The sequence below is a fragment of the uncultured Pelagibacterium sp. genome (genome assembly GCF_963972885.1).
Taxonomy (GTDB): Bacteria; Pseudomonadota; Alphaproteobacteria; order Rhizobiales; family Devosiaceae; genus Pelagibacterium; species Pelagibacterium nitratireducens.
Genome location: NZ_CAXAXY010000106.1, coordinates 1 through 9915 on the forward strand (window position 1 = coordinate 1; position 9915 = coordinate 9915).

13 protein-coding genes and 1 pseudogene are annotated in these 9915 nt (G+C 61.8%); 6 read left to right on the forward strand and 8 right to left on the reverse strand.

The window, feature by feature from the left end:
• From AACZ55_RS13910 to AACZ55_RS13925, 4 genes are all read left to right on the forward strand, one after another.
• On the forward strand, positions 1–451 hold a 451-nt coding region (locus AACZ55_RS13910), incomplete at its 5' end, for a homoserine O-succinyltransferase (RefSeq protein WP_339647039.1).
• Between the two features lie 122 nt (positions 452–573).
• Positions 574–894, forward strand: coding sequence for a helix-turn-helix domain-containing protein (locus AACZ55_RS13915; protein ID WP_338610091.1), 321 nt, complete (start codon positions 574–576; stop codon positions 892–894).
• On the forward strand, positions 891–1355 hold the full coding sequence (locus AACZ55_RS13920) for an SRPBCC family protein (RefSeq protein ID WP_339647042.1): 465 nt from the start codon (positions 891–893) through the stop codon (positions 1353–1355). The genes AACZ55_RS13915 and AACZ55_RS13920 overlap by 4 nt, the downstream gene beginning before the upstream one ends.
• Before the next feature lie 33 nt (positions 1356–1388).
• On the forward strand, positions 1389–1805 hold the full coding sequence (locus AACZ55_RS13925; RefSeq protein WP_339647045.1) for a GFA family protein: 417 nt from the start codon (positions 1389–1391) through the stop codon (positions 1803–1805).
• Between the two features lie 36 nt (positions 1806–1841).
• Here the strand turns inward: AACZ55_RS13925 and AACZ55_RS13930 are convergent, their stop codons facing one another.
• Positions 1842–2075, reverse strand: coding sequence for a BrnA antitoxin family protein (locus tag AACZ55_RS13930; protein ID WP_339647048.1), 234 nt, complete (start codon positions 2073–2075; stop codon positions 1842–1844).
• 213 nt (positions 2076–2288) lie between these two features.
• On the opposite strand from AACZ55_RS13930, the gene AACZ55_RS13935 reads away from it, so the two are divergent.
• Both AACZ55_RS13935 and AACZ55_RS13940 read left to right on the forward strand, forming a co-directional pair.
• On the forward strand, positions 2289–3746 hold the full coding sequence (locus AACZ55_RS13935) for a YcjX family protein (RefSeq protein WP_339647051.1): 1458 nt from the start codon (positions 2289–2291) through the stop codon (positions 3744–3746).
• Positions 3743–4765, forward strand: coding sequence for a TIGR01620 family protein (locus AACZ55_RS13940; RefSeq protein ID WP_339647054.1), 1023 nt, complete (start codon positions 3743–3745; stop codon positions 4763–4765). Before AACZ55_RS13935 ends, AACZ55_RS13940 begins: the two co-directional genes overlap by 4 nt.
• Before the next feature lie 48 nt (positions 4766–4813).
• On the opposite strand, the gene AACZ55_RS13945 is transcribed toward AACZ55_RS13940, so the two are convergent.
• The 7 genes and pseudogenes from AACZ55_RS13945 to AACZ55_RS13975 form a co-directional block, all read right to left on the reverse strand.
• Entirely contained in the window at positions 4814–5140 is a 327-nt protein-coding gene (locus tag AACZ55_RS13945; RefSeq protein WP_339647057.1) for a hypothetical protein, read from the reverse strand.
• Positions 5141–5389: 249 nt separating this feature from the next.
• The gene (locus tag AACZ55_RS13950; protein ID WP_338610077.1) at positions 5390–5647 is read right to left on the reverse strand and encodes a hypothetical protein; all 258 of its coding nucleotides are present in this window, start codon (positions 5645–5647) and stop codon (positions 5390–5392) included.
• A 220-nt stretch (positions 5648–5867) separates the two neighbouring features.
• Positions 5868–6482 carry a LysE family translocator gene (locus AACZ55_RS13955; protein WP_339647060.1) on the reverse strand — a complete coding sequence of 205 codons (615 nt, stop codon included), beginning with the start codon at positions 6480–6482 and terminating at the stop codon, positions 5868–5870.
• A gap of 88 nt (positions 6483–6570) precedes the next feature.
• Complete coding sequence (locus AACZ55_RS13960; protein ID WP_338610073.1) at positions 6571–6900, reverse strand: 2Fe-2S iron-sulfur cluster-binding protein; 330 nt, start codon at positions 6898–6900, stop codon at positions 6571–6573.
• Positions 6901–7047: 147 nt separating this feature from the next.
• A complete protein-coding gene (locus tag AACZ55_RS13965; RefSeq protein WP_339647062.1) occupies positions 7048–8079 on the reverse strand; it encodes an NAD(P)/FAD-dependent oxidoreductase in 1032 nt (343 codons plus the stop codon).
• Between the two features lie 78 nt (positions 8080–8157).
• Positions 8158–9441 (reverse strand): phosphoadenylyl-sulfate reductase, encoded by a 1284-nt coding sequence (locus tag AACZ55_RS13970; protein WP_339647065.1) that lies wholly within the window; start codon positions 9439–9441, stop codon positions 8158–8160.
• Positions 9428–9915: pseudogene (locus AACZ55_RS13975) on the reverse strand (nitrite/sulfite reductase); the annotation flags it as partial. The pseudogene AACZ55_RS13975 and the gene AACZ55_RS13970, both read right to left, overlap by 14 nt.

The following is a 9915-nucleotide window of genomic DNA, read 5'->3' on the forward strand; positions in this document are numbered from 1 at the left end:
CTATCGCATGGACCACAAGGCGTTCGGGGTCTATCGCCACAAGGTGCTCGACACCCGCCACCCCTTCCTGCGCGGCTTTTCCGACGATCTGGCCGTGCCTGTGTCGCGCTACAACGACATCGACCGCAAAAGCCTTTCGCCCGATCTCGATATCCTCATCGACAGCGACGAAGTGGGCATCTGCATGCTCGACGACCGCAAATACCGCGCCGCCTACATGCTCAACCACCTCGAATACGACAACACATCGCTGGCCGACGAATACCACCGCGACATCGAGGCCGGACTCGAAACCCCGATGCCCGTGGACCTGTTCCCCGACAACGATCCGGCCAGAATGCCCGAAAACCGCTGGCGCAGCCACGCGCACCTTCTGTTCCAGAACTGGATCAACGAGATCTACCAGACAACACCCTACGATCTCGACAAGGTCGGCACGGGCGAGTGGTAGACTGATCGACTGACACCGACGGAAAAGACAAGCGCGCGGCATAAAACCCGCGCGCATTCGTTTTGCATCTTGATATGCAGTCAAATACCTGCATATTATCTCTCCAGACGGAAATGAGGCCAATGGACGACGACAAGGTATTCAGGGCGCTGGGCGACCCGACCCGCAGGAAACTTCTCGACCTGCTTTATGAAAACAACGGACGCACGCTCAGCCAGCTCATCGAAGGGCTGGATATGACCCGTCAGTCCGCCACCCAGCACCTCGATATTCTCGAAGCGGCCAATCTCATCTCCACAGTCAAACGCGGCCGGGAAAAACTTCACTTCATCAATCCCGTGCCGCTTCACGACGTTTACGAGCGCTGGGTCCGCAAGTTCGAGCACCAGCGCCTGAGCCTGCTTTACCAGCTCAAGACCGAACTCGAAGGAGAGAAAGAATGACCGCCGAACGCACCAGCTTTGTCTATGTCACCTACATCGCCTCGACCCCGCAAAAAGTGTTCGAAGCCATCACCCGCCCCGACATCGCCCGGCGCTACTGGGGCCACGAAAACGTCTCGGACTGGACCCCCGGCGCCCAATGGCAGCACATCCGCGCCAATGACGAACGGACGGTCGAACTCGTCGGCGAGGTCGTCGAGATCGCCCCGCCCGCCCATCTGGTCATCACCTGGGCCAACGCCTCGCAGGCCGACGACCCCGACGCCCACAGCCGCGTAACCTTCACCATCGAGGAATATGAGGACATGGTCCGCCTCACCGTCAGCCATGACGAACTGATTGCCGGCAGCGGCATGGAAGCCGGGATCAGCAAGGGCTGGCCGGTCGTGCTTTCCAGCCTCAAATCCTTCCTTGAAACCGGGCGCGGGCTCGACATTTTCGCCAGGCCCAAAGCGGCCTGATCCCGCGCGGCGTCAATTCCCGAGGACCCACAAATGGCCAGATCCTACAAGGGCGGATGCGCATGCGGCGCGATCCGTTATGAAACGGGCAGCGATCCTATTTTTCAGAACCACTGCCAATGTATCGATTGCCAAAAGCGAAGCGGCACCGGACACGGCTCCTATCTGAGCTTTCCGCACCGCGCCGAGGTAAAAATCACCGGTGAGGTGTCAGAGTGGCGTGTAACGGCGGACAGCGGGCACGACAAGATTCACGCCTTCTGCCCGACCTGCGGAGCGCCGGTTTACCTGACCTTCACCGCCATGCCTGACTTGATCGCGATCCACGCCGCCAGCCTCGACGACCCCGGCCAGTTCACTCCGCAAGCGCTCACCTACAGCATACGCGGCCACGCATGGGACACGATCGATCCGGGATTGCAATCGTTTGAGAAAATGCCGGTGGCTTGACACAGGGGCGTTTGGGCACGATGCCGCGCCCACTGCTCACTCCAGCCCCGCAGCCACCCTCAGCGCCGCGTTGATCCGCTCCTGCCAGCCCGGCCCGTCATCCTGGAAATGGGCCAGCACATCGCGGTCGATGCGCAGCGAGACCAGCTCCTTGCCGGTCGGGATGGCGTTGGTTTTCGGCTTGGGGTCTTCGGGCCTTGTGGTCGCGGCCCTGAACAGCGCTTCGGCGCGCTCCTTGCCGCTGGTCGGTCGGCGTGGGGTATAGGCCATCAGGGTCACCATGCTGTGCAAAAAATGAATGACCCGGCCAGGAGGTGGAATCTCCGACCGGGCCAAAGCCTTCAATCGGCGAAGATCAAAGACGGCGCATCGATAATCCAGACCAGCCCCAAGGGCAAGGACCAATCGATATCGCGCCAACACCTCCCTTGCATTCTGCCGTTCTCCCCCTACCTTGTTCGGGCGTAATCGGAGTTTGAGTTCTTGCCCAGCCTGCCCACCACCATCGCCGACGAACTGGGCATTGCGCTCGGCAATCTCGCCGATGCGGCGACCGGAACCGTCACCCCAACCCTGCGGCTGGGCGTCACCGGCCTGTCGCGGGCCGGCAAGACCATCTTCATCACCGCGCTCATCCATAACCTTTTGACCGGCGCGCGCCTGCCCGGTTTTGCGCCCATGGCCGAAGGCCGGCTGATCGGCGCTCGGCTGGCCGAACACCCCGACAACGCCACGCCCCGTTTCGCCTATGAAAACCACCTTGCCGCGCTGATGGGCACGCCCCCGGTCTGGCCCGAAAGCACGCGCCGCATCTCCCAACTGCGCCTCACCCTGCGCTATCAGTCGGCAAGCTGGATCAAATCGCAGTTCGGCACCTCGACCCTTAATCTCGACATCGTCGATTATCCCGGCGAATGGCTGCTCGACCTGCCGCTTCTGACCAAATCCTACGCCGAATGGAGCGAGGAGGCCCTGGCGCTTGCCCGGCGCCCGGCCCGCGCCGAAGACGCAAAACCCTTCCTCGATGCCCTGGGATCGTTCGATCCCTCCCGCGAGGCCGATGACGCCGCTGCCGAAACCCTCGCCACCGCCTTCACCGCCTATCTGCGCGCCTCCAAGGGCGATGCCCGCGCGCTCTCCACGCTCCCGCCGGGGCGTTTTCTGATGCCCGGCGATCTCGAGGGCTCCCCGGCCCTCACCTTCGCGCCCCTACCGGCCCCGGCATCGACAACGCGCCATTCGAGCCTTTATGCAATGCTCGAGCGCCGCTACGAGGCGTATAAGTCTGTCGTCGTCCGCCCCTTCTTTCGCGACCATTTCGCCCGCCTCGACCGCCAGATCGTGCTTGTCGATGCCCTGCGCGCGCTCAACGCCGGCCCCGAAGCTGTGGCCGATCTGGAAACGGCGCTCACCTCGGTGCTCTCCTGCTTCCGGCAAGGGTCGTCCAACCCCATTTCGCGGCTGTTCACCCGCAAGATCGACCGCATCCTGTTTGCCGCCACCAAGGCCGACCTCTTGCACCACACCTCCCACGCGCGGCTGGAAACCATCCTCAACCGCCTCGTCGCCAACGCCTCGCGCCGCGCCAAATTCCACGGCGCCGAGACGCGCTCACTGGCCATCGCCGCCATCCGCGCCACCCACGAGGGCAGCGTCAAACATGGAGGCGAAACGCTGCCCACCATCATCGGCACCCCCGAAAACGGCCAGCGCCTCGGCGAAACCACCTATGATGGAAAAACCGAAATCGCCTTGTTTCCCGGTGACTTGCCCGAAAACCCCGATTCACTTTTCAAATCGGTTGATTCAACACCTCAACTGAACTTCCTGCGCTTCCTGCCGCCCAAAACCCTTTCCCCGAGCCAGACCGGTGATCCCGTGTTTCCCCATATCCGCCTCGACCGCGCGCTGGATTTCCTGATCGGGGACAAGATGGCATGAGAGAGCCCCGCGCCATCCCCACCCAAACCCGTGCCGATGAACAGGCGGCCCGCGCCCCGCGCGCCTTTGAAACCGCGCTGGCCGAGCCGGCCCCCGACGTCTTCGAAGCCACGCCCCAGGACCTCGCCGATACCGATGTGGCCCCGCCGCCCAAACGCCGCGGCCGCTTCTGGCGCAATCTGGCGCTATGGACCGGCGGCACCCTGATCTCCCTTGGCCTGGGGCTGGCCGCCGACCGGCTGATCCGCGACCTGTTTGCGGCCTACGATTGGCTGGGCTGGTTCGGGCTGGGCGTTTTGGCGATCTTTGCCCTCGCCCTGGTCGTCCTCACCATCCGCGAAATCATCGGTCTGGCCCGTCTGCGCACCATGGACCGCCTGCGCGACAAGGCCTCGGCGGCCCTGATCGCCGATGACCTGCCCGCCGCCCGGAAAATCGTTGCCGAACTTGATGGGCTCTACGCCGAGCGCGCCGATCTGGCCCGCGCCCGCACCGGGCTCAAAACCGATACCGCCTCGATCCTCGACGGTGCCGAGTTGATCCACACCGCCGAACGCGCGCTCATGACGCCCCTCGATGCGCGCGCCCGTGCGCTCACCGCATCGAGCGCCCGCCGCGTCGCTCTGGTCACCGCCGTCGCCCCGCGCGCCCTGATCGATATCGCATTCGTCGTGTTCGAAAGCTTTCGCCTCGCCCGCAATCTGGCCGATCTTTACGGCGCGCGTCCGGGCTTTTTCGGCTTTATCCGTTTGATAGGGGCCATCATTGCCCACCTCGCGGTCACCGGTGGGCTGGTCTTGACCGATGGAGTCGTCGAGCAATTGATCGGCCATGGCGTGGCTGCCAAACTTTCAGCGCGTCTGGGCGAAGGCGTTCTGAACGGGCTGATGACCGTGCGGGTGGGCATCGCGGCGATCAAGCTCGTTCGCCCCCTGCCCTTTGCGGCCCGGACATCGCCCGTCGTCTCGGACTTCGTGGCCGATCTTGGCAAGGTCGCCACCGAGGGCAAGACAAAATAAAGGGCAGCGCCGAAGCGCCGCCCCAAAAGGCTTGAAAAGGAGCCGCTGTTATTCGGCGTCTTCTTCACCTGCGTCACCATTGTCCATTTCGTCGTCCGCCGTTTCTCCCGGAACGGGAACATCGATCAGACCTGCCTCGGCACAATCGTCGCGCGTCAGCGTCGAAAGATCGATCGAGGACGTCGAGAGCTCTTCAGCCGAGTTGGGGGATTCGTCAGCGGCTTCGGCAAGCGGTTCCTCGAGCGTTTCGCAATAGTCCTCCACATAGACCCAATCTTCGGCGCTGACGGTAACGCCACCGATTTCCTGGGCCATGGCGGGAGCGGCGAGGCCGGCAGCAAGAGCGATCGAAGCAAAAAGAGCAGTGCGTTTCATGGTTTTCTCCATTGGTTCTTTGATCGGTTGCAGTAAATCCAACCGATGAAACAACGCTTTACCTGCCGTTCATCCAATTATTCGAAGCCGGCAGGTCGGCGTTGGTGAAACAATGCAGAGACCCCGCGCCGGGTTGCGATTCCAAATTTGATCATTTGGTGGCATTGCCAGGCCAGGGCCGAGCTGCGCGCAACAAAAAGGGCGGCTCCATGGAGCCACCCTTGTCGCATCTGGCAATGGTTTTATCGATCAGATCAGACCGGCTTTTTCACAGTCGCTCTGGGTGATCGAGCTCAGCTGAACGCTTGCGGTGGAAAGTTCAGCGGTCGTCGACGGGCTGAAATCGAAAGCGTCGGAGACCGAAAGGCCATCAAGGGAGTCACAGTAATCGGTCACGTATGTCCAGTCCGCGTCGGAAACCGAGACCGTACCGATGTTTGCGGCCATGGCGGGAGCGGCAAGACCGGCAACAACTGCGACGGAGGCGAGAAGGGCTTTGAGCTTCATTTTTAAGTATCCTTTTCTTGACGTCCCTCTTTGGGGACAAGACAAGAGATAGGCGTTCGCGAGCCGATTTCCAGATTAGAGATGTGAGTTTTTCGTCATAAAATGACGCGCCTGTTCACATTGCTTTTCGGGCGCGTCGAGCGGCGCCGAAAACCGCCCGATTTCGCCACGAAGCCGGGTCCCGACCATTAACATATTTAAGTTTCAGGACCGCCAGTCCTTAGGGCTTGAGCACGATATAGGCGGCCGCGCCCGCCATTGCGCCCGCCGCGCCGCGATTGAGCGCTTTGAGCGCCCGTGGATTGCGCAGGAAATCGCGCGCCTTGGCGGCCAGCGCCACATACGGCACGACAACCAGATAGAGCACGACGATGGTGGTGACCATCAGCCCCGCAAACCGCTCGGGCGTAACGGCCCCCAGATCGACAACGGTGGGCAGCAGCGCCATGTAGAAAATGATGGTCTTGGGGTTGCCCAGCGTCACCGAATAGCCGCCCAGCATCGAGGCCAGAGCGCCATTGCCCTTGCCGGCCTGGATCTTTTCAGGATCGATGCCGGCCCGCCAGAAGCTCCACGCCAGATAGGCGAGATAGGCCGCGCCGAGCACCTTGACGACAACGAATATCCCCGAAAAGGCCGCCGCGACCGCCGCCAGCCCCAGAACGGCCAGCGTGAGATAGGTCAGATCGCCCAGCACCAGCCCGGTGCCGAACCACACCGCCGGGCGAAAGCCCGATCCGAGCGCCTTGCCCACCGCCGCGGCAATACCCGGTCCGGGAATGGCAGCGGCAATCGCCAATGCGATGGCATAGGGGAGATAGTCGAGAAGGGTCATGGCAGGCACTCGGGCAGTCGATCTTGGCTCAGGACCCGCTCATACACCCGCGCGCCACAACAGCAAAGGACCAGTTGTCTTCGATTTTCTAGGCCGCTTCGTCCTGCTTGGCCGAGTCCGCAAGCCTCACCCGCAACCCGTCCAACTCCTCGCTCATCAGGATCTGGCACGACAGCCGCGAATTGGCCTCGTAGTCAGGCACCGAATCGAGCATGTCCTCTTCCTCGTCGGTCGGCGGGGTGAGCTTGTCCTGCCATTCGGCATCGACAAACACATGGCAGGTCGCGCACGAGCACGAACCGCCACACTCGGCCTTGATGTTGAGCCCCCAGTCCCGGATCACTTCCATCACCCGCCAGCCCTCGAGGGCTTCGAGTTCGTGTTCGGTCCCATCCTGGTCGGTGACGTAGATCTGCATTGTGAGGTCCTGTTCGCGTGAGGTCGTTAGGTCCCTGGCTTGGCCCGGATGAGTCGAAAATGGTGATGCCCGAGAACCGGAGCGGAGCGTATTAAAAATACGTGAGCACCGGAAGCGCAGGTCATTGCCATTTGCAGACCATCCCGGTCAAGCCACGCCGAGTTTCTTCTGGAGTTGGGTGGACGAGGTCGTGTACTGGAAAACCACCTTCTGATCGGGATGCACGATCTTTTTGGCCGCCTGCGCCATCAGCGCGCCTTCATGGAATCCCGAAAGGATCAGCTTCAATTTCCCCGGATACCAGTTGATATCGCCGATCGCGAAAATGCCCTTTTCGCTGGTTTCGAACTTTTCGGTATCGACCTTGACCAGCGCGTTGTCGTGCAGATCCAGCCCCCAGTCGGCGACCGGCCCCAGCTTCATGGTCAAGCCAAAGAACGGCAGCAGCCGCGTCGCGGGCACCCCAAGCTCGCCACCGGCAGTCTTGAGATAGACTTCGCTCAACTGCCCGTTCTCGCCTTCGAGGCGACCGAGCTGGCCGGTGATGAAATTGATCCGCCCCTCTTCGACCAGCGCCCGCATCTTGTTGACGCTGTCGGCATGGCCGCGGAACTGGTCGCGGCGGTGCACAAGAGTCAAGGACCGCGCCAGCGGCTCGAGGTTCAGCGTCCAGTCGAGCGCCGAATCCCCGCCGCCCACGATAAGGATGTCCTGATCGCGGAAATCGTCCATCTTGCGCACGGCGTAAAATACCGATTTGCCTTCGTATTCCTCGACATTCTCGACAGGCGGCCGCTTGGGCTGGAACGAACCACCGCCCGCCGCGATCACCACGACCTTGGTCAGGAACACCTCGTCGGCGTCCGTGGTCAGCCGGAACGAGCCGTCCTCGAGCTTTTCCACCGATTTGACCATCTGGGAGAAATGGAACTCGGCCCCGAAGGGCGCGATCTGCTTCATCAGATTGTCGGTCAGCCCCTGCCCCGAAATCTCGGGAAAGGCGGGAATGTCGTAGATCGGCTTTTCGGGATAAAGCTCGGCGCACTGCCCGCCTGCTCGATCCAGAATATCGATCACATGGCATTTGAGGTCGACCAGACCCAATTCGAACACGGCAAACAGGCCCACCGGGCCCGCGCCAATAATCACGACATCGGTGACGATTTCATTTCCGCTCATGGATAAAGGAGTCCTGGTCGTTGGAATTAGCAAGTTCGCGCTTGGAATATATATATGACGCGAACTGTCAAGTATGGATCACTCGGCTGGCCGCCTCAGAAACGGCCGCGTGCCGGCTGGAATTTCGACGCGCGCGCCCACGGGCTGGTAATAGCGCGACACCTCGGCCAGCGCATCCTTTTCCAGCGCCGCCCGCGTCGGCCCGTTCGTCACAACGAACGCATCGATCCCGCAGCGGCGCATGAAGGGGATCTGGTCGGTCAGGATATCGCCCACCGCCCGCAACTCGCCCTCATACCCATAGCGCTCGCGCAACAGCCGCGCGCTCGAATAGCCCCGTCCGTCCGTAAAGGCCGGGAAGTTGATGGCAATCGAGGAAAACCGCCCCAGATCGTCCGCCACGTCCTCGACCTTTTCGCCCGGGCTCACCAGCAACCCGATGGGGTGCGGGCTGGCCAGAAACACGTCTCGGTTTTCCACGAAAACGGTCAACGGCACATGGGTATAGCGCACATCGGCCGCCACATCGCCATCGGCCCACACGCGCCAGGGATCGGCCCTGAACGCACCGTCCTTATAGAGAGTCAAAGAAGATTGGCTCACCGGTTTCGCGATGCTCCCATTGAAATCGAAATGAATGCCGCACTCACGCTTGTCGCGCCCGCGCCAACGGCCGGCCCGGGGATCCTCCCCTTCCGCCACGGCGCTGGTGCACGGAGCACAGCCTATGGACTTGTACCCGCGCTCGAACAGCGGATGCTCGGGCAGCCCATGGGCCGCCTTGTACGCATCAATGTCCTCATGGGTAAAGTAGGCCAATGGATTGACCTTGATGCGATCGTCGCTGGTGAGCTCGAAATGCGGCAGCACGCCCCGCTCGGCGGTCTGGAACCGCTTGCGCCCGGTCACCCAGCCACCATAACCCTCTAGCACCTTTTCGAGCGGTTCGGTCTTGCGGATATGACAGCACGAATCCGGATCATTCTCCCATAGCGTCCCATCGGGATCGAACCGTTTGATGTCAGCGCTGTCGGGATAGAGCGTAATCACATTGGTCAGCCCGAACCGCGCTTTCAACGTTTCCACATAATCGAGCGTCTCGGCAAAATGCTTGCCCGTCTCGAGAAAATAGACCGGCAGCTTCTGATCGACCTTGGACACCAGATGCAAAAGCACCGCCGAATCCGCCCCAAACGAGGACACCATGGCAATCTCACCCGGCAGCAATTCCTCGACCGCCTGACGCAGCACGCCCTCGGCGTCCATCTCGTCGAACATGCCGTTGAGCGAGAGAATACCGAGCTGGCGCAGCTTGTCCGGCCTCGGTTCGCCGGCACTGATGAGGGAGCTAACCATTGCCATAAAGCGCCTCCTTGAACGGTGCGTCACCCAGCCGCCGATAGGCTGAAATGAACGTCTCGTCCTCGGTCGTGCGCTGGGCGATATAGGCATCGACCAGTCGCTCGATGGCGTTCGGAACCTCTTCGGCCACGAACCCCGGACCCAAAATCTTGCCCACTGCCGCCTCTTCAGTGCCGTCACCGCCCAGGGTGATCTGGTAGAGCTCGGTGCCCTTCTTTTCGACGCCCAATATGCCGATATGGCCCACATGGTGATGCCCGCAGGCATTGATGCAGCCCGAAATCTTGATCTTGAGCTTGCCGATTTCCTTTTGCCGGTCGGGCGCCGCAAACCGGCGCGAAATGTCCTGCGCAATCGGGATCGAGCGCGCATTGGCCAGCGCGCAGAAATCGAGCCCCGGGCAGGTGATCATGTCGGTGATCTCACCCGAATTGGCGTCCGCCAGTCCAGCCTCGACCAACCCGTCGTAAACGG

Coding starts and splice junctions, on each gene's coding strand:
- AACZ55_RS13915 (WP_338610091.1), top strand. CDS start 574: ATGGACGACGACAAGGTATTCAGGGCGCTGGGCGACCCGACCCGCAGG.
- AACZ55_RS13920 (WP_339647042.1), top strand. CDS start 891: ATGACCGCCGAACGCACCAGCTTTGTCTATGTCACCTACATCGCCTCG.
- AACZ55_RS13925 (WP_339647045.1), top strand. CDS start 1,389: ATGGCCAGATCCTACAAGGGCGGATGCGCATGCGGCGCGATCCGTTAT.
- AACZ55_RS13930 (WP_339647048.1), bottom strand. CDS start 2,075: ATGGCCTATACCCCACGCCGACCGACCAGCGGCAAGGAGCGCGCCGAA.
- AACZ55_RS13940 (WP_339647054.1), top strand. CDS start 3,743: ATGAGAGAGCCCCGCGCCATCCCCACCCAAACCCGTGCCGATGAACAG.
- AACZ55_RS13945 (WP_339647057.1), bottom strand. CDS start 5,140: ATGAAACGCACTGCTCTTTTTGCTTCGATCGCTCTTGCTGCCGGCCTC.
- AACZ55_RS13950 (WP_338610077.1), bottom strand. CDS start 5,647: ATGAAGCTCAAAGCCCTTCTCGCCTCCGTCGCAGTTGTTGCCGGTCTT.
- AACZ55_RS13955 (WP_339647060.1), bottom strand. CDS start 6,482: ATGACCCTTCTCGACTATCTCCCCTATGCCATCGCATTGGCGATTGCC.
- AACZ55_RS13960 (WP_338610073.1), bottom strand. CDS start 6,900: ATGCAGATCTACGTCACCGACCAGGATGGGACCGAACACGAACTCGAA.
- AACZ55_RS13965 (WP_339647062.1), bottom strand. CDS start 8,079: ATGAGCGGAAATGAAATCGTCACCGATGTCGTGATTATTGGCGCGGGC.
- AACZ55_RS13970 (WP_339647065.1), bottom strand. CDS start 9,441: ATGGCAATGGTTAGCTCCCTCATCAGTGCCGGCGAACCGAGGCCGGAC.